Origin of the sequence: Parapedobacter flavus, assembly GCF_035818675.1 — a bacterium.
GTDB lineage: Bacteria > Bacteroidota > Bacteroidia > Sphingobacteriales > Sphingobacteriaceae > Parapedobacter > Parapedobacter flavus.
Genome location: NZ_JAYKZZ010000004.1, coordinates 291933 through 316786 on the forward strand (window position 1 = coordinate 291933; position 24854 = coordinate 316786).

Below are 24854 nucleotides of genomic sequence, written 5' to 3' on the forward strand. Positions count from 1 at the left end.
GTTTTTTTATTAGAATGAATACCCCATCCAGTGGTTCAGGTAGTTAACCAACGCCTCCTTGAATTGGTGTGCGGAACGCTCGCGTATCGCGGCATTGTTTCGCACGTTGATTCCCGGCGTCTCTATTTGGATGGAAATGATGTTATCGTCGAAACCGATGGTCTTGCCTTTTTGAATGGTGCCGTATTTCCGGGTGCAATACCCGCCGTTGAAGTAGGGCCTTCGCTTGGGTTCGCCGTTCGATGTCGATCCGAAGAGGTGTTCGTCCCTTTCAAGGTGTGTCATCTTATCGCTGGGCACAGCGATCACACCTTCCGCTTCGAGCAGACCGCCGAAACTGTTGGCCCCCCGTATCAATTCCGAAAACGGAACGTCCGGATGCGCTTTTGAAAGGTAGAAAATGCTGGATGAATCCGCCAAATGATCCAGGTACGCATCGTCTTGAGTAAGCGAATAATTGGATATCCCATACCCCACGTCTACCTGGAAGATATACCTGCTCTTTGTTTCCTCGCCGGTTAACACGGAGGTATATGCCTCTTCCTGCTGATATCGGTGCGCATGGCCATGTATATCTAAAAACAAGGCGCCATTGCCACCTTGACGGTTTTTAGCCAGGGTGTTTCTGGCGAGGAGCAACAGCTCGTGGTAACTGTGATACGTTTTTATGGCTTCCGGATCGGTGTAGCGTTCATGAAGCTTGTCGGGATAGGTGTTGGGATCCACTCTTTTGCGATGGATGGCATTGACCATCACCCATGGTTTCATTTGGGTATCTTTTTCAAAAAGCATGGCAATCGCTTCCGCGAATGGCCCGGTGTGGATGTCACGGCCGGTTGTCCCCGTCTCGGGGATTTCCGGGCTCCCTTTTTCTACGCCATCATGTGGAACCCCCAAGAGTAATGGGCTGCCCATGTCGCCCACAATAAGATAAACATAATCCTTATATCCGCGAATGGTATCGCCAGCGTAATAGTCCACGCCTTTATAGTGCAGATTCGAAGGGTTGTCTTTTTTATGCCGGGCGGTAGCTGTTTCAAGGGCAAATGCGCCGGAGAAGGTTAAAGAAAGGATAATAAAAAAGAGGATATGGTTCTTCATCGGGTAAGTGTACGGTTTTTATGTGGGTTTGACAACTCGGCCCAGTAGTTGGTTACACCATGAATACAACCACACGCTTGCAAATATGAGGATCGCGTTGTAAATTGCCGCTGTACGGCAATTATAAATCAATGAAACCGAAGATTCCATCAATTGGCATATTACTTCTTTGGCTTAGCATGGCATCCACGCTGTGTGCGCAGCAGCGCCCGCAGCATACCCAATACATCTTCAACGGATTTCTAATGAACCCTGCCGTCGCAGGCATCGAGCGCTATGCCGATGTAAAGCTCGGCGGGCGCAGCCAATGGCACGGCTTGGAAGGGGCACCGCAGACCGCATACCTCTCGGCTCACCTACCGATCGGTGCCCGGCACATCCAAGATGGTGCCGCCTCTTTCGGGGAGGGGGGCTACAACCCATACAGCCGGGGGTACAGCCATCGGTACCGCGCCTCGGAACCGCACCACGGCGCGGGCATTATTTTGCAACACGACCGCGCTGCGCAGTTTGTCCGTACGGACGTGCTGCTGGCTTATGCGTACCACCTGCGCGTTACGGAAACCATCAACCTTTCTGCAGGTCTAAACGCCGGGTTATCACAGGTGCGACTGGATATGGCTGGAATCGACGGCGCTGGCGATCCGGTACTGGCTCACTATGCCGACAGCCGCACATCGCCCGATCTGGGCCTTGGCCTGTGGCTCTACGGTGCACGCTTTTTTGCTGGCCTTTCTGCCCAGCATCTGCTGGGCAACCCGCTGGCCTTCTCCGACAATGCCCGGCGCATGGGGGGGTACCAGCAATTTTTCCTCACCGCGGGCTACAAGCTGCACCTGGGCAACGATATGGCGCTGGTACCGTCGGTGTTGTTCAAACAAATGGCACGTATGCCGTTCGTGGGCGATTATAACCTGAAACTGGCCTTTCGCGACCGTCTCTGGGTGGGTGGCGGCTACCGAAACCACGAATCGTTTTCGGCCCTGGCGGGAATCAACATCAGCGCGTTGTTCAACCTGAGCTATTCGTACGATTTCAACACCGGTCCGGTACGCACGCTGGCGCACGGCAGCCACGAGGTGGTACTGGGTTTCCTGCTCAACAACCGGTATAAGGTTTACTGTCCGCAGGTGATGTTTTAACCCGGCAATAAGGCATTCAGAAGGGCATTGCTCGTGCTGTAGTAACGGTTATCCACATCGCCCGAAAAAATAGTAGCTTTACGCCATCGTTTTGCGAAAGGTAACCATGGAAGAAACGCAACCCATCATCAGTATCACCGGCCTCGAAAAATGGTACGGCAGCAAGCATATTCTTAAGGGCATCGACCTCGATATCTATCCGGGCCAAATTATCGGTTACATCGGGCCGAACGGCGCGGGGAAGTCGACCACCGTGAAAATACTCTGTGGACTCATCGCCGATTTCAAAGGTACGGTGACCGTGGATGGCATCGACCTGCGGGCCGATGCGCTCGCCGTAAAAGCCAAGATCGGATACGTGCCCGAAAATGCAGAACTTTATGATGTGCTCACCCCGCTGGAGTACCTCGACTTCGTGGGGAAACTGTACGGCATGGAGGCGCTGACAATCCGCAGTCGCGCAGAACGCTTGTTGGCCAGCTTCGGCCTCGGTGATCGGCTGCATACACGCATGGATACGTTTTCTAAAGGCATGCGGCAGAAGGTGCTGCTCATCGCGGGGATCATCCATAACCCGCGCATCATCATGCTCGATGAACCACTGGCGGGCTTGGATGCCAATGCCGTTATCACCGTAAAGGAAATGATATCCCTGCTGGCCAAAGAAGGGAAAACCATTTTCTACTGTTCGCACATGATGGACGTGGTCGAGAAAATTTCCGACCGTATCCTGCTCATCAATGATGGCGCGATTGTGGCCGATGGAACGTTTGACTCCCTGAAGCACGAACATGGTGAAACCTTGGAACGCGTTTTTTCACGGCTTACGGGCCGGGCGGATGCCGATAATGATGCTGCTCAGATCATTTCGGCCCTTGATGAACAATAGTACGGAAACCACGTGAATAAACTGATCCTCCGAATCCTGCTGCTCCCCACGTTCCTATGGAAACACTTGGGTGTCGATCTCGAAAAACTCCGTTTGATTCTGCAGGTCAAACTGGAGATGGATAAACGCAGGCCGATGATGGCCTGGCTGGCCGGCGCAAAGAAGAAGCCGTCGAATACAAGTTTCCTGCAGCCCGTTGTGATGATGCTGATGGGGGCCATGCTGCTGGTTTATTACTTCATCCTGGACGATGCCTATGTGGCGGGTTCCTTTTATTTTTTCTCGTTGATGTGCGTGTTGGCGTTGATGCTGATCAGCGAGTTTTCGACCATCCTGCTGGATACGCGCGATCAATTCATCATCGTGCCGCGACCGGTAGACGACCGGACATTTTCGGTGAGCCGTATCCTGCATATCGGTATCCTCCTGCTGGGCTTATTGACCGGTATCGCTTTGCCCGGCCTGATTTACGCGGTTGTGGTCAACGGCATTATTGCCGGAGCCCTTTTCGTGGTGCAAACGATCATCACCGGCATTCTCACCCTGCTCTTGGTCAACCTTTTCTACCTGATGATGATGAAGTGGCTTTCGGCACAGCGGCTGAAGGATACGGTATCGATTTTTCAGGTCGTATTTTCGGTGGCTATATTTTCATCCTATTATTTGGGTCCGACGCTGCTGCGCAGTGAATGGGTACAGCAACTGCGCATCGAGTCGGCGCCTGCCACGTGGCTATTGCCCCCGGTGTGGATCGCTTCGCTCCAACAGCTGGTTATGCCCCCGTTTTCGGCAGGGGTGGTGGTGCTCGGTACGTTGGCCGTGCTGGCCCCGTTGATCGCGTTGTGGTTGGTGGTCAGGATATTCGCCGCCGGATTCAATGACAAGCTTGCCGCGATGGCCGGTGGGAGCGATACGGCAGTTACGGTGGCCCATGGCGCTGCTGCCAAACGGTCCCTTGGCGATAGGCTGGGGACACTGTTTAGCCGGGGCCCGTTGGAAAGCGCCGGGTTTAGCCTCGTGTGGCTCATCACGGGCCGGTCGAGGGAGTTCAAACAGAAAGTTTACCCCTCGCTAGGCTTTGTGCCGGTATATTTCGTGTTTCTCTTTTTTGTTGGCCGCGGCGACGATGCGGGGAGCTCAGGCGGTTCACTGATGGACAAATTGGAACAGATGCGCGAGCAAGGCACCTTCATTGTCTTGTTTTACCTGTCGATATTCACGCTGATGACGGTTTTCCAGTCCATTTCGCAGAGCGAAAGGTTCAAGGCGGCTTGGGTGTACCATGCAGCACCACTACACGCACCCGGCGAGTTGATGGCCGGTGTGCTCAAAGCGGTTCTCGCCAAGTTTTTCTATCCTTATATTACCTTGTTGATTGTCATCGGTATCCCACTGATGGGTATCGGGATCATCAATGACGCCCTGCTTGCCGCTGGCATCGGCAGTATCGAGGCGTTGTTGATCGCGCTGTTCATGACCAAGGCATATCCGTTTTCACAGCCTGTTAAACAGGGCGGCGGACGGTTTGTCGTGTCGCTGCTGCTGACGGGGTTTGTTGGCCTGCTGGGGTATGTCCATTATTTCTTCGCTGCAAATGAGGGGCTCGTTTGGGGGATAGCGGTGATGGCGTGGGTTTGTTTTCTTATCATGATGAGGTTCTTTAGAAAGGAACGGTGGGAGAGTTTGGTAGTGGTTGATTGATGTTTTTTTCTTTCGTTATCGCGTTTTTCTTGTCGAGGTGACTTCTTCTTACTTTTTTTCGTGCTTTCCTCGTAGAGGTGAATTCTTCTTGCTTTTTTCGTCGCTGAAGCGACTTTTTTTCCGCTCTTTTGTCGCTAAAGCGACTTCCTTTCTTTTTTCCGCTCTATGCCGCGGGGGCATGTTACTTTATTCGCTATTTCGTTTAGCTTTAACGGTGCTCATGCTTTCGCTACACTCAGGTTGAGGCACCAAAAGTAACCAAAAGTGCTCGGCTTGCCTGCTCCGTTGCAACCCGTTGCCGCATGCGTTGCAGCAAACCGAAGCCACCCCCATACACCAACCCACCCCTTCGTTCGTCGGTTCGCTGGATGTACGGTGGCTTCGCCCGGTATACGGGTGGGGCATGCATGGCTGCCGGTTGCTGCCTCCGCAGGCTAGGCCGTCCGCGTTCGGATGGTATCTACGGATGGCTTCGCCATGGGTATGATGATGGGAGTCTGTGGTAGCTCCGTCTGGATGCTGGTAGTAACGTCCGTTCGGAGGTAGGATCGGCCTCGGCGCAGTTGGACGTGCAGGCCGTGGTGGTGCGTTGCAGCAACGATGGGGTACCCACTCAAACAAGCGGAACCCCGCCATCGGGTAGGCCATTAGCGCTGGCGGCCTAGGGTTCGCGCCATTGCACCAGCGCGCAGCCGGAACGACAAATGCGGCACAGCCTTGATTCTTTGGTTCTTTCTCATCCAAGGAGAAAGAACAAGCCCTGTCGCGGCCAGCGACGGAAAGCCTTGCGGCCAGCGACAAAAACCCCCTCGCGCAGCGAGCAGTAACTAAATAAAACAGATGCAACCAGTTTTTTATAGCTTTCGCGTATATTTCGCTAGCTTTGCCCTTCATAGCAACTTGCCGACCAATTGGTAGTAAAGATGAAAAGACTTTTATTCGCCCTCATTTCGTTAGTAAGCTCCTGCACGTTCGCTTTTGCAAATGGAGAGAAGGCCGAAATCGATTCCCTCTTGCAGGTATTGGATAAAACCATTGCGAAACGCGCCGTCTATATAACGGAAAAGGAACAGAAAATCGACGGGATAAAGCGGAGGCTCCAACGGGAGCAGTCGTTAGAAAAACGGTTTCACTTAAACAACGAGCTGATCGCCGAATACCAGTCGTTTATATGCGATTCCGCATTAGCTTACATCAACCGGAATATCCAGTTGGCCAATGAGTTGAATAACAAGGAGTTTATCGATGAGAGCAGATTGCGGTTAGCGTTTGTGCTGTCGATATCCGGCTTGTTTACCCAAGCGTTCGAAATTTTCGACACCATCGAATTCGATCAGTTACCACACCATTTGAAGGTGTATTATTGCTGGGGTTATATCCGATATAATGAAAACCTGATCAAATATACAGACAATCCGAAATACGACCGGGTGCACTTCGAAGCGATTAGCCGGTGCCGCGATACGCTGATGAACCTGCTCGGCAAAGATTCGGATATGTACCTGAAAGAAAAGTCGTTCAGGCTGAAGGCGGAAGGTGAATTTGAAAAATCTGCCGAGATCCAATTGGCGCTATTCAAAAATGAGCCGGTCGATTCCCATGGCTATGCCATGTCGGCGATGGGATTATCGATGATCCATAAGGCGCTCGGAAATCAACTGCTCCAAGAAAAATACCTGCTGCTTGCTGCCATAACCGATGTTCGGCTGGCCGTAAAGGAAAACGAATCGCTATTGAATTTGGCGATGTACTTGCACGGTAAAGGGGCGGTAGACCGGGCTTACAATTATATCCAGGCAGCGCTTAAGGATGCCAATTTTTACAACTCGCGGTTCCGGAATGCGGTGATTGCACGGACGCAACCAATCATTGAGGCGACCTATCTGGCCAAAATCGAACAACAGCGAAGGAACTTACGGTCCTACGCGCTGGCGATCAGTGTTTTCCTGATTGTCTTGATTGTTACGTTATACTTCCTTTATAAACAGATCAAAACGGTATCGAGGGCAAGGAGGAATCTCAACACCATTAATGGCCAACTGATAGCGACCAACCACCGATTGGATGAGGCAAACCTGATACGGGAACGTTATATCGGGTATTACATCAACCAATGCGCGGTATATCTTGATAAGTTGGATGAGTTCCGTAAAAACGTGAGCAGAAAGATCAAGGCCGGGCAACTGGACGAACTGCAAAAGCTGAGCGCATCTACCACCACCCTCGAAAAAGATGCACACGAGCTCTACACCGACTTTGACAGTACCTTCCTGGAGGTTTACCCGGATTTCGTGGCGGAATTTAATGCGTTGCTCAGGGAAGACGAACGGTACGTGCTCAAGAAAAACCAATTGAACACGGAGCTGCGCATTTTCGCGCTTATCCGACTAGGCATAACCGACGTCAATCAAATCGCTACGTTTCTACGGTATTCCATCCAGACGATCTATAACTACAAAAGCAAAGTGAAAGGAAAAGCCGCCACCGACCCCGACCATTTTGAAGAAAACGTCAAAAAACTGGGTGCGTTCCCTGTCGGGTAGGTTCTCATGCGTTTACCAATTGCCTCAAATGACCTAGAGGTAAACTTTTGATTAAAAGTATATTATATTTTTAAATCCTAAAAATAACCTACCAAAGCGCCTACTTGTGCATACAGGTGGGCGCTTTGGTATATACATTTGCCCTTAACCTTTTTTGATTATAAACATTGAATGATAAGTACCGATATGCAGAACCGTCTTTCCATAAATACCTGGCTAAGCTTGTTCGTTTCGCTCTTCTGCCTACAGGCAGCACCGGCCTCGGCCCAGGAACTGACCCCGTTTAAAAATAACGACCGGGTTGTTTTCTTGGGGAACAGCATTACCGATGGCGGGCATTACCATTCGTACATCTGGCTTTACTATATGACACGGTTCCCGGAAATGGACCTAACGGTGCTCAATGCGGGTATCGGGGGCGACCGGGCCATCGAGATGGTGAAGCGATTGGATGGCGATGTGTTCAGCAAACGACCCACGGTGCTGGTCACGACCTTCGGCATGAATGACTCGGGTTATTTCGAATACAATGGCGATGAGCCCGACAAGTTTGCCGACGAAAAGGTGAAGGAATGTTATGAGGCCTACCAGGAAATGGAAAGCCGGTTCCGCGAACTTACCGATACCCGGATCGTATTGATGGGCAGCTCGCCTTACGACGAAACAGCGGTGATAGAAGAGAATACGCCATTCAAGGGGAAAAACAAGGCCATGCGCCGCATTGTGGATTTCCAGGAGGCATCGGCCAGGGAGAATGGCTGGGAGTTTTTTGACCTGAACCAGCCGATGACACACATCAACCAACGTATCCAGCAGCAGGACCCAACCTTCGCGCTTTGTGGTAATGACCGCATCCATCCGGATAACGACGGTCATATGGTGATGGCCTACCTGTTCCTGAAAGCGCAGGGCCTCGCGGGCAACAAGGTGGCTCAACTATCCGTCGATGCCGCCCGTCGGCAAGCGGTTTCGGCTGTCAACTGCAAGGTATCGCACATCAAGAAGACATCTACAGGCATTTCCTTTGATTACAAAGCCAATGCGTTGCCTTATCCCCTGGATACGGTGGCACGTGGCTGGGGCAACAAGAAAAGCCAGCATGAGGCATTGCATGTCGTTCCTTTCATGGAAGAGATGAACCAGGAAACGCTGGCGGTGGCTGGTCTGTCGGGCCGCCACCAGTTGCTGATCGACGGTGAAGTCATCGGCGAGTGGTCGGCCGACGCGCTCGCCGAAGGGATAAACCTGGCGGCGTTAAGCCAGACCCCGCAGTACCAGCAGGCGCTAAGCGTGATGTATCTGAATGAAGAGCGGTGGGAGATTGAACGCCGGTTCAGGGATTACGCTTGGGTACAATATAATTTCTTCCAGCCCAAGGGGCTGTTGAATGTCAACAACCGCCACGCCATCAACGTGATGGATGAGCACGTGCCGACAGACGGCTGGCTAAGGGCCAAAAGAGACCTGTATGCCAAGGCCATGCTCCCCACAGTCCGGGAGGCTTGGCAGCATCAAATTGACCAGTTGGTAGCAGCCATGCGCGAAGCGGCTATACCCAAGACACGTAAAATCGAACTTGTTGCCGTTCAATGATAAAAAAGATAATAAAAGTTAATGAGTCAGTTAGTTATGGTGGGTAAGAAGGTATACAGTGGCTTGGGGTTGGTGTGGCTTGCGTTGCTGGGTGCATGCTCAAATGGTACGCCACAGGGCGGAGATTCCGCGGCAACGGATTTCGTGAATCCGTTCATCGGGGCGAGCACCAGCGTCGGCGAGGCTGGGGTATACCACGGCTTGGGGAAGACCTTTCCGGGAGCGACGACGCCATACGGCATGATACAGGTGAGTCCGAATACAATCACCGGGGGCGATAACAGTCCGGGGTACAGCTACGAGCACAAGACCATCGAAGGCTTTGCGTTTACGCAAATGAGCGGGGTGGGGTGGTTTGGCGACCTCGGCAATTTTTTGGTGATGCCCACCACGGGCGAACTGAAAACGATCGCCGGAAAGGAGGACGGGAGCATCCAAGGGTACCGCTCGCGCTACGATAAAGCATCGGAAGTGGCCGAACCGGGTTATTATGCGGTGCAGTTGGCCGACTACGGTGTCGGCGTGGAAACCACCGCCGCTCCGCATAGCGGGATGATCCGTTTCACGTTTCCCGAAAGCCAGGAATCCCGTATCCAGATCGATCTGGCCAGGCGCGTGGGCGGCACATCCGTACGGCAATACATCCGTAAGGTTGACGACCACACAATACACGGATGGATGGAATGCACGCCCGAAGGTGGCGGTTGGGGCGATGGTGAAGGGAAGGCGGACTATACGGTCTATTTCTATGCCCGTTTCAGCAAGCCGTTGGCTGACTATGGTTTCTGGCGCTCGGATATCCCCGACGACTGGTCGCGCAAACGCGACGACGTGGTGAGCGAACGGTACCTACGGCACGTGGAAAAGGCCGAAATCATCCAAGGGCAGTCCGAATTGGAAGGCGACCACCTCGGCTTTTTCACCGATTTTGAAACCGATGCCAATGAAGAGGTGACGCTGCAGGTAGGCATCTCGTTTGTAGACTTAGCGGGGGCAGAAAATAATTTCAGAAAAGAAATAGAAGGGAAAGATTTTGACCAGGTGCGGGCGGAAGCGACGGATTTGTGGAACAACGCATTGTCCGGCATCGACGTGCAAGGCGGAACGGATGATCAAAAAACGATTTTCTATACCGCGCTTTACCACACGATGATCGACCCGCGTACCTATACCGATGTGGATGGACGGTATATGGGCGGAGACCAAAAGATCCATGAAAGCGGAAGCTATACGCGGCGGACCATCTTCAGTGGGTGGGACGTCTTCCGCAGCCAATTCCCGTTGCAGACCCTCATCAATCCGCAGTTGGTCAGCGACCAGTTGAATTCGCTGATTGAACTCGCCGACGAATCGGGCAAGGGGTATTTCGAGCGTTGGGAGTTGCTGAATGCCTATTCCGGTTGCATGATCGGCAATCCGGCACTTTCAGTACTGGCCGACGCGTATGTAAAAGGCATCCGGGATTACGATGTCGAAAAAGCGTACCAATATGCCGTCCATACGTCACAGCTATTCGGCAACGATAAGTTAGGTTATACAGGTCCTCCGTTCAGTATTTCCAATACATTGGAGTACGCCTATACCGACTGGTGTATCTCGCAACTGGCCAACGGACTGGGTAAACACGACGATGCACAGCTTTTTCTCGAAAAAGGACAGGCCTACCGCCATGTTTTCGATCCGGAAAAAGGATGGTTCAGACCCAAGAAAGAAGATGGTTCTTGGGAAGAATGGCCTGAAAATGCCCGGACGACGGAATGGTACGGGACCATCGAATCCAACCCCTACCAGCAGGGATGGTTCGTTCCGCACGATATCCCGGGCATGATCGAGTTGATGGGCGGGCCCAGCAAAGCGCTGGCCGACCTGACCGATTTTTTTGAGAAAACACCCGAACACATGCTGTGGAACGACTATTACAACCACGCCAATGAGCCGGTGCACCTCGTTCCGTTTCTCTTTAACCACCTGGATGCGCCGTGGCTGACGCAGAAATGGACCCGCCATATCTGCGAGACCGCGTATAAAAATTCCGTGGAAGGCATTGTCGGCAATGAAGACGTGGGCCAGATGTCGGCCTGGTATGTTTTGGCGGCGTCCGGTATCCATCCGTCGTGCCCCGGCACTACGCGCTACGAAATAACCAGTCCGCTATTCGATGAAGTGTCGTTTGCGCTCGATCCGGATTATTTCGACGGGACAACGTTTAAAATCACCGCGCATGATAATTCGCCCGAGAACTGCTACATCCAAAAGGCATTGCTCAATGGGCAGCCGTACAATAAATGCTACATCGACTTTCAGGATATGGTTGCCGGCGGTACACTCGAATTATTCATGGGCCCCCAGCCTAATGAAAACTGGGGCAGGGCAACAGGCAGCTAAATAGAAGCACATGGATTTGAAAATGAACAAGGGTTTGAAAAGGAATAAGATGTATCGGATTATCAGGGTGTCTTCGGCGGGCTTGGCCACTATGCTTTTAGGCTGCGTATTGTCGTTTGCTCAGGAACGCGATCTGGTGAAGTATGTCAATACCTTACAAGGCACCGACTCCGAATGGGCCTTGTCGTACGGGAACACTTATCCAACCGTCGGACTGCCATTTGGTCTCCATTTCTTTTCCGCCCAAACCGGTAAAAACGGTGACGGCTGGAAATACCAATATAAAGCCAACACCATCAGGGGCTTTCAGCAGGTGCACCAATGCAGTCCGTGGATGAACGACTATGCGGTGTTTTCGTTGATGCCGGGGATTGGAAACCTGGTGGTGAATGAAGATGAACGCGCACTGGCATTCAGTCACGACCGGGAAACGGCGAAACCACATTATTATGCCGTTACGTTTGATAACGGTATCCAAGCGGAAATCAGCCCCGTGGAGCGTGGCGCCCACATGCGGTTCCGTTTTCCGCGCAAGCAAAAGGCGTATTTGGTGCTCGATGGCTTTATCAAAGACAGCGAGGTGGAGATCATCCCGCACGAGCGGAAAATCATCGGCTTTGTCAATAACGGCCGCTTTGTCCCGGGCAATTTCAAAAACTACTTCGTGCTGGAATTTGACCGCGATTTCAAAAGCTTCGGTACATGGGAAAACACGGGCGACAGCATACGGGCGGGCAATCTGCACGATGCAGGAAAAGGGGTAGGGGCATACCTCGAATTTGCGCCGGGTGCTACGGTTCAAGTAAAGGTGGCCTCCTCATACATCAGTGCCGGTCAGGCAGCACTGACCCTCGAACAGGAATTGGGCAGCGCCAAAAATTTCAAGACCACGAAAGCGAAAGCGTTCGACGTATGGAATACGTTACTGAACCGGGTGGTGGTGGAAGGTGGAACGGAAGAAGAAAAGGCCACATTCTACTCCTGCCTGTTCCGCGCGAATCTGTTTTCACGGAAATTCTACGAGATCGACGAAAACGGCGACCCGTATTACTATAGCCCTTACGACGGCAAAATTTATTCCGGATATATGTACACCGACAACGGCTTCTGGGATACCTTCCGGGCACAATTCCCCCTGAGCAACATCCTGCATCGGGAAATGCAGGGAAGGTATATGCAATCGTTGCTCGATGCCCAGCAGCAGGCCGGTTTTTTTCCCACCTGGTCCAATCCGGGGATGTCGGGCGTGATGATTGGCAACCACGCCATATCGTTGCTGGCCGACGCGTGGGCAAAGGGCATCCGCACGTTCAATCCCGATAGTGCCCTGCGGGCGTATTACCACGAGATCACCAATAAGGGCTTTTGGGGTGGCTCCAACGGCAGGGAAGGGTGGAAGGACTATTTTACCAAGGGATACATCCCCTACGGTGAAATCCATGAAAGCACGGCCAAGACACTGGAATATGCGTACGATGATTTCTGCGGTTACCAGCTGGCGAAAGCGGTGGTCAACGATTTCTACGAAAACGTGTTTGGGCGGCAAATGTATAACTACAAAAATGTCTTCGATCCGGATGTCAACTTTGTGCGGGGAAGGCAGCCCGATGGCGAGTGGCTTCCCGATTTCGATCCCGTGGAGTGGGGCGGACCGTTTACCGAAGCCAATGCGTGGCAATACACTTGGTCGGTATTACACGACATAAACGGCCTCATCGACCTGATTGGTGGGGAGGAGCGGTTTAACGCGAAATTGGATTCTTTTTTCACCATGGACCAGCGGATCGAATACGGGTCGTATGGAAAGGAAATACACGAAATGCGGGAGATGTTGCTCGCGGAGATGGGGCAGTATGCCCACGGCAACCAGCCTACACAGCACGTTCCGTACCTCTACAACTTCAGTGGGCAACCCTGGAAGGCGCAACGGCAGGTGCGGATGGTCATGGCGAACTTATACAACGCCACCGAGCAAGGTTATCCGGGCGACGAAGACCAGGGCCAGATGTCGTCGTGGTACGTGTTGAGTGCCTTGGGCATTTACAGTGTTTGCCCGGGAACGGATCAATATGTGATCGGCAGTCCGGTGTTTGAGAAAGCCACCATCACGTTGGAGGACGGAAAGCAGTTCACCATCCATGCGAAGAACAACAGTGCGCAGCATGTCTATATCCAGTCGGCAAAGCTGAACGGGAAGGCATACGACAAAAATTACATCACGTATGCCGACATCATCAATGGCGGTGAGTTGGAGTTTGTAATGAGCGATACCCCCAATATTAGCCGGGGGACGGACGTAGCATCCCGACCGTTTTCATTGACGAAGTAAACTAGATTATCAAGGTACCCATATATAAATTACGTTATGAAGAAGAGGTATTTCATTTATGCAGTGTTTGTTGCGTTTGCCCTGGCGTCGTGCAGCAAGCAGGGGTTTTTGGACCAGACGCAATCGACGGATTTGAATGAGCAGGTCGTTTTCGCGGATAGCGCCTACACCATCAATTTCCTGTCCAGTATGTACGCGGATATCGGGTTTGCTACCTGGCCGAAGCGTTTTGGCGGCGGTGGACTGGATGCTTGTACCGACGAGGCGGAAGGCAGTGGCTTGGGGAGCATCAACACGTTCATCCAGTTTGCCACGGGCACTGTCAATTCGACCATGATTACCAAAGATGCCTGGTCCACGGCTTACATGAATATCCGTAGGGCGAATATCATGCTCAAAAATCTGCCACACGCGAAGTTTGGCGACGATATCAAAGTACGGGTGGAGGCGGAAACCCGTTTCCTGCGGGCATATTATTACTTCATCCTGTTGGAGCATTATGGTGGCGTACCCTTGATGGGCGACAGCGTATACCATAAAGAAGACCAGGTTCCGGTGGTGCGCAATACGTTTGCCGAGTGCGTGGATTATATCGTGGCCGAATGTGATGCCGCGGCGGAAGATTTGCCCTGGATGCAGATCGGCGAAAATTACGGACGGATCAACAAGGCGGCTTGTTATGGCCTTAAATCCCGACTGCTGCTGTATGCGGCTAGTCCGCTGTTCAACGGCGAGGCGGAAGTGACCGATGAACGTTTACGGCCGATTGTCGGCTACCCCGATGCCGATCCATCACGGTGGGAGCGAGCAGAGGCCGCCGCCGCGCAGGTCATCGACGGTGCGGGCGGCCAATACCATCTGCATGTAGATAACGACACGGAGCCGGGCTACGGGTTTTATGAAGTCTTCCAGTTGCGGAGGAACAGCGAGTATCTCCTGGCCCGGATGAAAGATGCGAACAGCGACCTGGAAGGGATTTGGAACCCGCCGACTTTTGGCGTAGGAAGCCCCGGTGCCCGGCCTTACCTCGAACTGGTGAATGCGTTCGGGATGCGGAATGGCCTGCCCATCGGTGACCCCGCATCGGGCTATGATTCCGAACAACCGTACGCCAACCGGGATCCCAGGCTTGCCAATACCGTCACGCGCGACCAGTCGCTGGTTTTCCATCGCGATGGGCTGGCCCGGCGGCCTGTGAACATCTATGTCGATAAAACCGACCCCAATAACGTCACTTCCGGTCAGGATGCGGTTTACAAGGGCACGTCAACCGGATACTATACCTACAAGATGCTCAACCGCGATGTGGTTGCCAATTGGTTCAACACCGTTACCCCGCGCTGCTTCCCGATCATCAGGTACGCGGAAATCCTGCTGAACTATGCGGAGGCCCGCAACGAGCGGCTTGCTGCGCCCGACCAAGCAGTCTACCAAGCGGTAGAGGCCATCCGGGAGCGGGCAGGGCTGTCGCCCTACCAACTTGCGGCGGGGCTCACCCAGGCTGAAATGCGGGAAGTTATCCGTAACGAACGGCGGAAAGAGCTGGCCTTTGAAGGGCATCGCTTTTTCGACGTGCGGCGCTGGCAGATCGCGGAGGTTGTAGAGAATAGCCAGCTGCACGGCACCGAACCTGTACGGACTGCTGCGGGCACCACCTACAACACCATCAACGTGAGGAAGCGCGTATTTGACGAGCGCATGTACCTGTGGCCCATTCCGCAATCGGAGGTGGCCAAATCTGTCGATTTATTTCAAAACCCAGGATATTAAAAACATTCAATGATGAAGATCAACGTATTATTACCTGCAGCCCTGATGGTCGTTGGATTGGCAGGGGTTTCGTCTTGCGAGGACGGGATTGCGGACATGGAAACGACCGAGACGGTGAAGGACATCACCGGAAGCTGGAAAGTGATCCGGCTGACACGGAACGGGGAGGATTTGAGCCAGCGGTTAGATCTGTCCGATTTCCGGATCCAGTTCAATACGGATGGCAGCTACACGCTTGCCGAGCAGATGCCGTTTATTGCCGATGCTCCGGGTACCTACAAGCTCAGTGATCCGCAATATCCGTTTGCGCTGGTTTTACAGCCCGAGGGCGCCCAGGAGGATGTCGTCGCGCGGTTTCAATTCCCGGTAGTCAAAGGCGAGCGGCAGCTGAGCCTTTCCTTCAGCCTCGGATGCGAAAGCAATACTTACCAATTCAACTTTGAACGAGAAAACCAAGACTTATGAAACCTGCAAAGAATATTTTACTGTACTGCTACCTTGCTGTCGGTCTCTTCGCCACGCTGTTTTTGGTCCATTGTGGATTGACGGCCCTGACCGTGACGGTGCCCGAGCAGGCTATGGTCAATGAACGCGTAACCTTTGTGATGCACAGCGGTGCGGAGCCCGCGATAGAAGAACCCGGAACCTACACCACCCAGCTGGTTGCCGGTATCATGGTGCCGAAAAGCTGGAATGCGCGGGAGAACGCGGTGCTGACCTTCACCAGTCCGAAGGGAAATGGTGTGATGAAGATGATACCGGATTCGGAAACCGAACCGGTGTCGGGCGTGAGTTGGCACCAGGCCGCAAAAAACATGTTTGGAATCGGGCCCAACCTTGTGGACGATTTCGAGTGGATTGTGTACCGGAGCACGCAATCTTATACCTTCCATAACAATGAGGATATCAGTTTTGACGTCAACGTGGAGTGCAACGTCGGCGCAGAAAACATGTTGGTCCGCCTAGGGTTTTATGTCGGCTCGTCCGTTGAAAACCTTCGCCCGGAAGATACCGATTATAAAAAGGTGGCGTTTTCGGACGTGTTTGAGGTAACAGGGGGCGAAGGCGATCTGATCGACTTTGTGAATCCGCAGCTTGCCACGGTTCAGCCCGTGCGGAGTTTGGACAGCGACATCATTACGTTGACCTTCGATGCGGGGGTAACCCATACGGCGCTCGACAACCTCGATACTATTTATTTGGCGGTTAAATGTTTTGATGACGAAGGACAGCTCATCGCTGAAGTCGACGAACAAACCGATAAGACCCGGCTCACCAGTATGGGTGGCAAGCGGTTTTTGCTGGATTTTTGGCCCCGGGCATACTTCAACCTCGAAAGGGACCAGCGCATTGCCCGCCTTGAATATTACTATACCGACGCTACGGGCACCGAACGCGTGGGATACGGCAATACCGAAGCGCCATTTACATACACGTTTGGTTGCGAGTAAAGGTTTGTTATTCGTTAGCGGAAGTTTAGATACTAACCAAAAATAGCTTGAAAATGTTGAATCAATATATCAAAATCAGTACAACGGCGCTACTCCTGCTTGTTGCCATGAGTCCGGTTGCACAGGCCGGGCTTACGAAACCAGCGGTACGTCATCACCTGTTTTATCAACCCGTGGATCAATCCGTCAAAGTAGTCGACGAATACGGAAAGCCGTTGCCTGCCGTAAAAATTTATTCCTCGCCGGGCGAACTACTGGGCGAGACCAATGACCAGGGGGAGATCACCTTGGCCGTTACGGGTCCGGATATGCGCCTATCGCTACGGCACCCGGCGTATTACCCCAAAACGGTGGTGGCTGGGGCGGCGACCATCATTGCAATGGTGCCGAACTACTTGCAAGACCCCGGAACGGTCAATGTGCTTCACGACAAGCGCAATAAAGACGCGGTGATCGGATCCGTTTCCGCCGTCTACAACAGCCAGCTTAAATCTACCCCCACGCCCTTGTACCTGAATGCGCTGACGGGGCGGATCCCGGGGTTGTACACGCAGGAAACCAGCGGATTCCGGTCGGCCCGTACGTTTCCGATTACCGCGAATGACCTTGCGGGGTCGCTGCCGACGAGCGAGACCAAGTACAGCACCAACCTGACCGACAATGCCGAGGTGGCCTTCCAATTACGTGGCCAAAACCCGGTGGTGTTGATCGATGGCGTACAACGGGATATTTTTTCGATCGACCCGCAAAGCATTGAGTCGATAACCGTGGCGAAAGATGCGTTGTCGGCCATCCTGTTGGGGCAGCGGAGTTCGCGGGGCGTACTGCAGGTAACCACCAAAAAAGGAAAGCCGGGCCCACCCCGTATTTCGTTTACCGCACAGACCGGTTTGCAGAACTCGTTGAAGCGGCCCGAACCCTTGACCGGATACCAGTACGCCTACCTGTATAACGAGGCCCTCTTGAACAGTGGCCGCGTGCCCGTGTATTCACAAGCCGATTTTGATGCGTTCAAAGATGGCAGCTCACCTCTTCTTTATCCCGATGTCAATTGGTATGACGCGGTGCTGAAAGACAATAGCCCGATAACGAACTACAACCTCGCGGTAAACGGTGGAACAAAGAACACGCGCTATGCCCTGTCATTAAGCTACCTGAACCAGGAAGGGATGTTCCAGTCGTCCGACCAGTTTGACTATGAAACCAACCTGGGCCAGAAACGGTACCTGATCAATAGCTCCATCGATGTGGATGTGACGAGCGACTTCACCATCGGGCTCCAATTGTTCGGTCGGATCCAGGAGGGGCGGCAGCCCGGTGCAGGGGTAGAATCTATTTTCAACGCGCTGCATGCGACACCCAACAACGCTTATCCGATTTTCAACGACGACGGAAGCTACGGCGGTTCGTCGGAATATACCACCAACCTTTACCAACAGGTGACGGGGTCCGGATACCGGTTGGACAATACGCGGGATGTGATGGCCAACCTGGATTTCAACTATCGGTTTGACCGGTGGCTGCCGGGATTGTATGCCAAGGGCAAAGTCAACGTATCGTCGACTTCTTCGAGCCTGATCGACCGGAACCGCCAGCAGCCGGTTTACGATGTCCGGTATAATGACGCGGGAGAACAGGTGTACGTCCGTTACGGCAACATTGCCGATCAGCCGAACTCTTTTGCGACCACGTCGACGGCGAATTTCATGTATTACCAGGGGAATATCGGATACGATGCACCCATCCATGGCGACCATCAGGTAGGGGGGCGGGTTTTCGTTGATCAACGGATCGCGAATTACCAATTCGACTTACCGGCGACCCATACCAACCTCGCTGCCACCGCAAATTATGCGTATCAGCAGAAATATTTTGCCGAGCTGGCGGCCAACTACTCGGGCTTTAACCGTTTTCAGCCGGGCAGCAAATTCGGCCTGTTCTACGCGGCGGGCGTAGCATGGGATGTGGCACGGGAGTCGTTCCTGGCCGACCAATCGGATTGGTTGACGGCGCTCAAGTTGCGCGCCACTTATGGTAAAACGGGTAACACGAACGAAGGCGCCTTGGGCTACTACAGCTGGCGGGCCTCGTTTGGCCAAGACGGTATCAACGGGTATCGTGTGGGGTCGGAATATTCGTTCGTCAGCAGCTTGGTAGAGCGGGGGCTGGCCAATGTGGAAGGCACCTGGGAAAAAGGGCATAAGCTCAACGTGGGCTTGGATCTATCCCTATGGAACTCCCTGAGCCTATCGGCGGAATATTACCGCGATACCTACTACGATTTACTGCAACAACGGGGCTCCACCATCGAGCTTATCGGCATCGACTATCCGAACGAAAACATCGGCAAGAACAGGTATGAAGGCCAAGAGCTTACCCTTACGTACCAAAACCATGCGGGGAATTTCCAGTACTTTATTGCCGCCAACGCCTCCCGCATGCGCACAGAAGTGGTGTACATGAACGAAGTGTTCCGGCAGTACGATTGGAACCGGCGCACCGGTATGCCGGTGGGGCAAACCTTCGGTTACCTGGCCGACGGACTGATACGGAACCAAGCGGAGGCCGACGCGGCACCGCTGCTGGGCGGAAGTGAAGTCCATCCGGGCGACGTGAAGTTGGTCGACCTGAACAACGATGGCATCATCAATGTCTACGACCAGACCGCCATCGGTAATACCAAGCCGTTACTGTATTTCGGGGCAACCGTGGGTTTCAATTTCGTGGGATTTGACCTCAGTGTATTGGTGCAGGGCGTCGCAAACCGCACCTACCAACAGACCGACTATTCCTTTGGAAATGACGGAGACCGGCAGGGATACCAATACCTGTTAGGCCGTTGGACACCGGAGACCGCCGAAACGGCGACCTACCCACGGCTGACCATCGGTTTTGACCCTACCAATACGCCCTACCTGAATACATCAAGCTATTGGACACGGTCGGGCGAATACCTGCGGATACGGAACGTCGATTTCGGTTACACATTCCCGTTCCACCTGAGCCGGAAAATAGGCGTATCCGCGCTCCGTCTCTTTGCCAATGCACAGAACCTGTTTACCCTCACGCCGTATAATCGGCTGGATCCGGAGATCAACGGCGATAGCGCTTATCCTGCCCAGCGGATTGTCAGTTTTGGGGTAACCGTCAAATTATGAACTAGAAATCAGCTAAAGATATGAACTACATAAATCTAAAATGGTTTGTTCCCGTTGGGTTGGTCATCTCTGTTTTTGCTTGCAAAAGCGACCTGGAGGTGGAGCCGATCGAATTACAAACGTTGGACCAGGTATTCGATAAAGATGATTCTGCTGGTGTGGAGGCCAACCGGTTTCTGCTGGCTTGTTATCGGTATTTGCCGGAGACGGGAAACCGGGTAGGCGGGGATTTTCTAGGTGCGGCCACCGACGATGCGGTGTCTTCCAATCCAACCAATACGTCGGTACAGCAGTTGGCCATGGGCACGTATACTTCCGACAACTACCAGGACAACCGGTGGGCATCGTGGTACCAGGGGATACGCCGCACGAGCATTTTCATTGCCAATATCGATCGCGTGCCATTGAACGGCAAGTTGGCCAACGGCACGCCATTCAACCGGGTATGGAAGGCGGAAGCCCGTTTTTTGCGGGCGATGTTTTACTTTGAGTTGGTCAAGCGCCATGGGGGTGTTCCACTGCTCGGCGACAAGGTGTACCAACTGAACGACAATATCGAGCTGCCACGCCAGGATTTCCAGGCATGCGTGGCGTTTATCGTTGACGAATGCGACGCCATCAAAGATAGCCTGCGCACCGATCCGTTTAACCTTCCCTTTTACGAAAGGCCAACCAAAGCCGCAGCATTGGCGTTGAAAGCGCGGGTATTGTTATACGCGGCGAGTCCACTGTTTAATGGCGGGAACATAGACGACCAAAATCCGCTGACCGGTTACACCGATTTTTCGGCCGACCGGTGGGAAGCGGCCGAAAATGCCGCATTGGATGTGCTGGAACTGAACCTCTTTTCGCTCGAACCGGCATTCAAGGATGTGTTTATCACCCGCAATTCTGAACGTATATTTTCCAAGCAAGGCGACAATAACACGAGCATAGAAAACAGCAACGGGCCTGTGGGTTACTCATCGGGCGTCAATAACGGTCGCACGAGTCCCACGCAGGAGTTCGTCGACGCTTTCGGCATGGCCAACGGGCTGCCCATCGACGATCCGGCTTCGGGATTCGACGAGAACGACCCCTATGCAAACCGCGACCCACGGTTCTACGCGACCATCTTCTATAATGGCGCCCCGTGGTTGGGCCGCCCTGTGGAAACCTTTGAAGGTGGTGCCGACAAACCCGGAGGCACCAAACAGCAGACCAAAACGGGCTATTATCTGCGGAAATTTATGGGCAACTTCGAGTCGGCCACCAATTATAGCAACGTAAATCACGACCATATCCTGTTTCGGTATGCGGAGATCCTATTGAATTTTGCGGAAGCGCGGAATGAACGGTTGGCCGCGCCAGACCCAGAGGTGTATGGGGCCATTGAGCAGATCAGGGAGCGTGCGGGACTGGTGCCCTTCGAGCTTCCGGCAGGCCTCAGCCAGGCACAGATGCGCGATGTGATCCGCAGCGAGCGCCGCAAAGAACTGGCCTTCGAGGAACATCGGTTCTATGATGTAAGACGATGGAAAATCGCTGAAGAGCAATTCAGCCAAGAGTTATCGGCAATGACCATCTATCAAACCGGTACCGGAACCATCCGGCAGCGGACGCCGGTGCTGAAAATGAATTTCGAAGAGCGGATGTACCTGGCACCGATTCCGTTTAGTGAGGTCGTCAAAAACCCGGAAATGATACAGAATCCGGGTTGGTAATCAAATCGTTAATCTCTATTGGAAATAATTATGAAGAGGGGTATATATCTTTTACTGGTCATGGTCACAGCACCGTTTCTACTTGCTGCGCAAACAGTGGTTTCGGGGGTTGTGAAAAATACAGAAGGCCCATTGGCCGGCGTGACCATTGCAGCGAAGGGGAGCAGCAGTGCGGCCCAGTCTGACCAGGATGGCCGGTTCCGTATTTCGTTGGGCCGTGGCGAACAGGTGTTGGTGTTCAGTAGTGTGGGCTACATCACCCAGGAGCGGGCGGTAGATGGCGCGACGGAACTGGAAGTGATTCTCCAGTCGAACGTCCAAGACATCAATGAGGTGGTTGTTGTGGGGTACGGCACCACCAAAAAGCTCACCAGCACCGGTGCGATCAGTTCAATCAAAGGGGCGGATATCCGGGAAATCCCGACGTCCAACGTGCAGAATACACTCGCCGGGCGGTTGCCCGGTTTTGTGTCGGTGCAGCGGTCGGGACAGCCGGGGCGCGATGCTTCCGATTTTTACATCCGTGGCGTCAGTTCGTTGAACCCGGATGGCAACCAACCCCTCATCATCGTCGATGACATCGAGTATACCTACGAACAGCTATCGCAGATCAACGTCAACGAGATTGAGAGCATCTCCATCCTGAAAGATGCGTCGACCACCGCGGTGTTCGGCATCAAGGGGGCAAATGGCGTATTGGTGGTGAAAACGCGGCGTGGGGAATCGGGCAAGCCCCGGATTAACGTCAGGCTCGAATCGGGCGCACAAAGTCCGGTAACCCGGCTCCAGTTTCTGGATGCCTATCAAAGTGCGCTGCTATGGAACGAAGCCATCGCCAATACCGAGGGCGATAACACCAACCAGCCCTTCAGCACCGAAGCGCTGGAGCATTTCAAACTGGGCGACACCCCCTATGCTTACCCGGACGTGAATTGGTACGAGCGGATATTCAAACCCATGAGCTTTCAGCGGAACAGCAATATCGATGTAAGCGGCGGTAGTGAAACCATCAAATATTTCATTTCGGGAGGGGCATTTTCGCAGGACGGCAACCTCTATAATTTTGAGGATAACGGTGATGAGGTCAACAATAATTATTACTACCGGCGGTTCAACCTGCGCTCCAACCTCGATGTGCAAGCAACCAAAAGCCTGCAGTTGCGACTGGATTTCAGGGCCAATTTCAATCGGATAAATGGGCCCAAGGCCGGAAACATCGTGGGCGAAGTCTTTGATTTCAATAAGATCAGGCCGTGGTCGGCGCCGTTCCTCAACCCGAACGGTTCCTATGCCTACGCGCACGATACCCAGGATCTCTCGCCAACCATCAATGCACGGCTGGCAACGGCAGGGTACCGGCTGGACCGGCGGAACGACTTGAATATCCTTGTCGGCGGGACGCAGGAACTGGATGCAATTACCGAAGGACTTTCGTTTTCGACCCGCGTAGCCTATGCGAGTGTGGAGTCCAACGGACGTGAGCAGGCCCGCGAAAGCCTGCCTGTATACAAATATTTCCCCGAAACCGACTCCTACCAGCTGAAGGGCGGTGCGCCCTATGTGCTGAGCGCTTATACTCTCCGCGCTTACCAAGGCGACTACAACAGCCGGGTGAATGCGCAGGCGAATTTTAATTACGCAAGGTCGTTCGGCGAACACGGGGTCAACGCGTTATTGCTTTATAACCGCGAGTCTTACCGCACGAAAGGTGATAAACAATCGAACTGGATTCCGCAGAATTTCCAAGGATTTACGCTCCGTGCCGGCTACAACTACAACGAGAAATATCTCGTGGATGTGACGGCAGCTTATAACGGATCCGACCGCTTTCAGGCCGACCGGCGTTACGGCCTTTTTCCTGCCGTATCGGTAGGGTATAACCTGGCCAAGGAATCGTTTATCAGCGACCGGTTTGATTTTATAGACCTGCTTAAACTGCGTGCCTCGTACGGGATTGTTGGCTCTGATAAAGTACTTGGCGACCGTTACCTGTACCAACAGATTTACAACACAGGAGGAAATTACTCGTTCGGCGAAACCCATCAGGAGGTCGGCACCATTTACGAAGGTAATCTCGGCAATAGCGATGTGACGTGGGAGAAACAGAATTCGTTTGACGTTGGTCTGGACCTGAGTATCCTGAAGAATCGGTTCTCGTTGGTGTTTGATTATTTCGATAATGTCCGGTATGACCAGCTGGTCACGTCGCAGTCCCTGTTGCTCAATATCGGTGTTGGCGTATCGCCCACCAATATTGCACGTGTCCGCAACCGTGGGGTAGAATTTGAGTTGAATTACAACGACCATATCGGCGCGTTCAACTATAACGTGAAAGGCGTGCTGACGTACTTTAAAAACAAGGTGCTGTTTCAGGATGAGCCCACACCCGCTTTTCCGTGGCTACGGTTAACGGGCCATCAGGTTAACCAACCGCTGGGGTATGTGTTCGACGGTTTCTATACCGAAGAGAACATCGCCGAAAGTGCGAAGCCGACAGGTGGGTATACCGTGCAGCCGGGCGACCTGCGCTATACCGATTTCAATGGCGACGGGGTGATCGATGACTTCGACCGCACCGCCATCGGCAAGCCCGACGTGCCCAATACGAGTTTCGGGCTCACATTGGGCGGAAGCTACAAAGGGTTTAGCTTCAATGTGCTCTTGCAGGGCACGACCGGCTACAGCTTCAGCGTAAGGGGCAGCGGTATCGAGCCTTTCCAAAGCCAGTTCCAGCCGATACACCTGGAACGGTGGACCCCCGAAACGGCGTCAACGGCACGGTTCCCACGGTTGACGACCAACCCGACAACCATCAACAGTCCATCGTCGTATATGTCTGATTTTTGGCTGATCGATGCCACCTACCTGCGGTTGAAAACCGTGGAGCTCGGCTATCAGTTGCCCGATCGGTGGTTGCCGTTCAACATGAACAATGCGCGGCTTTACGTCAGTGGCTACAATCTGCTGACCTGGACGAACTATTCGCTCTACCAGCAAGATCCCGAAGTGACCTCCAATACGGCTGGCGACGCCTACCAAAATCAGCGGGTGATCAATTTAGGTGTTCAAATCGGGCTCTGATGAATCTG

Annotated in this window: 15 protein-coding genes; 13 read left to right on the top strand and 2 right to left on the bottom strand. The window is 53.2% G+C overall.

Features of this window, described 5'->3' with window-relative positions; all coding sequences use genetic code 11:
* Window positions 1-9 precede the first annotated feature (9 nt).
* Complete coding sequence (locus U9S71_RS04795; protein ID WP_326325670.1) at window positions 10-1101, bottom strand: hypothetical protein; 1092 nt, start codon at window positions 1099-1101, stop codon at window positions 10-12.
* Window positions 1102-1232: 131 nt separating this feature from the next.
* Between U9S71_RS04795 and U9S71_RS04800 the strand changes: the two genes are divergently transcribed.
* The 3 genes from U9S71_RS04800 (at window position 1233) to U9S71_RS04810 (ending at window position 4833) form a co-directional block, all read left to right on the top strand.
* Window positions 1233-2243: a PorP/SprF family type IX secretion system membrane protein gene (locus tag U9S71_RS04800; RefSeq protein WP_326325672.1), complete on the top strand. Its 1011-nt coding sequence runs from the start codon at window positions 1233-1235 to the stop codon at window positions 2241-2243.
* 106 nt (window positions 2244-2349) lie between these two features.
* Window positions 2350-3132, top strand: a complete 783-nt coding sequence (locus U9S71_RS04805) for an ABC transporter ATP-binding protein (protein WP_326325673.1) — start codon at window positions 2350-2352, stop codon at window positions 3130-3132.
* 12 nt (window positions 3133-3144) lie between these two features.
* The gene (locus U9S71_RS04810) at window positions 3145-4833 is read left to right on the top strand and encodes a hypothetical protein (RefSeq protein WP_326325675.1); all 1689 of its coding nucleotides are present in this window, start codon (window positions 3145-3147) and stop codon (window positions 4831-4833) included.
* Between the two features lie 186 nt (window positions 4834-5019).
* On the opposite strand, the gene U9S71_RS04815 is transcribed toward U9S71_RS04810, so the two are convergent.
* The gene (locus tag U9S71_RS04815; protein ID WP_326325677.1) at window positions 5020-5727 is read right to left on the bottom strand and encodes a hypothetical protein; all 708 of its coding nucleotides are present in this window, start codon (window positions 5725-5727) and stop codon (window positions 5020-5022) included.
* Window positions 5728-5756: 29 nt separating this feature from the next.
* Here U9S71_RS04815 and susR point away from each other — a divergent pair, with 29 nt between their 5' ends.
* From susR to U9S71_RS04865, 10 genes are all read left to right on the top strand, one after another.
* Entirely contained in the window at window positions 5757-7376 is a 1620-nt protein-coding gene (gene susR, locus U9S71_RS04820) for a SusR family glycan utilization regulator (RefSeq protein ID WP_326325679.1), read from the top strand.
* 171 nt (window positions 7377-7547) lie between these two features.
* Window positions 7548-8969 carry an SGNH/GDSL hydrolase family protein gene (locus tag U9S71_RS04825; protein ID WP_326325681.1) on the top strand — a complete coding sequence of 474 codons (1422 nt, stop codon included), beginning with the start codon at window positions 7548-7550 and terminating at the stop codon, window positions 8967-8969.
* Window positions 8970-8990: 21 nt separating this feature from the next.
* A complete protein-coding gene (locus tag U9S71_RS04830; RefSeq protein WP_326325682.1) occupies window positions 8991-11354 on the top strand; it encodes a GH92 family glycosyl hydrolase in 2364 nt (787 codons plus the stop codon).
* Between the two features lie 34 nt (window positions 11355-11388).
* Window positions 11389-13683, top strand: a complete 2295-nt coding sequence (locus U9S71_RS04835; protein ID WP_326325683.1) for a GH92 family glycosyl hydrolase — start codon at window positions 11389-11391, stop codon at window positions 13681-13683.
* Window positions 13684-13719: 36 nt separating this feature from the next.
* Window positions 13720-15453, top strand: coding sequence for a RagB/SusD family nutrient uptake outer membrane protein (locus tag U9S71_RS04840; protein WP_326325684.1), 1734 nt, complete (start codon window positions 13720-13722; stop codon window positions 15451-15453).
* A gap of 9 nt (window positions 15454-15462) precedes the next feature.
* Window positions 15463-15918 (top strand): DUF5004 domain-containing protein, encoded by a 456-nt coding sequence (locus U9S71_RS04845; RefSeq protein WP_326325685.1) that lies wholly within the window; start codon window positions 15463-15465, stop codon window positions 15916-15918.
* Window positions 15915-16904 carry a DUF4961 domain-containing protein gene (locus tag U9S71_RS04850; RefSeq protein ID WP_326325686.1) on the top strand — a complete coding sequence of 330 codons (990 nt, stop codon included), beginning with the start codon at window positions 15915-15917 and terminating at the stop codon, window positions 16902-16904. Before U9S71_RS04845 ends, U9S71_RS04850 begins: the two co-directional genes overlap by 4 nt.
* Before the next feature lie 53 nt (window positions 16905-16957).
* Window positions 16958-20062 (top strand): SusC/RagA family TonB-linked outer membrane protein, encoded by a 3105-nt coding sequence (locus U9S71_RS04855; RefSeq protein WP_326325687.1) that lies wholly within the window; start codon window positions 16958-16960, stop codon window positions 20060-20062.
* A 20-nt stretch (window positions 20063-20082) separates the two neighbouring features.
* On the top strand, window positions 20083-21765 hold the full coding sequence (locus U9S71_RS04860; protein ID WP_326325688.1) for a RagB/SusD family nutrient uptake outer membrane protein: 1683 nt from the start codon (window positions 20083-20085) through the stop codon (window positions 21763-21765).
* A gap of 30 nt (window positions 21766-21795) precedes the next feature.
* The gene (locus tag U9S71_RS04865; RefSeq protein WP_326325689.1) at window positions 21796-24846 is read left to right on the top strand and encodes a SusC/RagA family TonB-linked outer membrane protein; all 3051 of its coding nucleotides are present in this window, start codon (window positions 21796-21798) and stop codon (window positions 24844-24846) included.
* Window positions 24847-24854 lie beyond the last annotated feature (8 nt).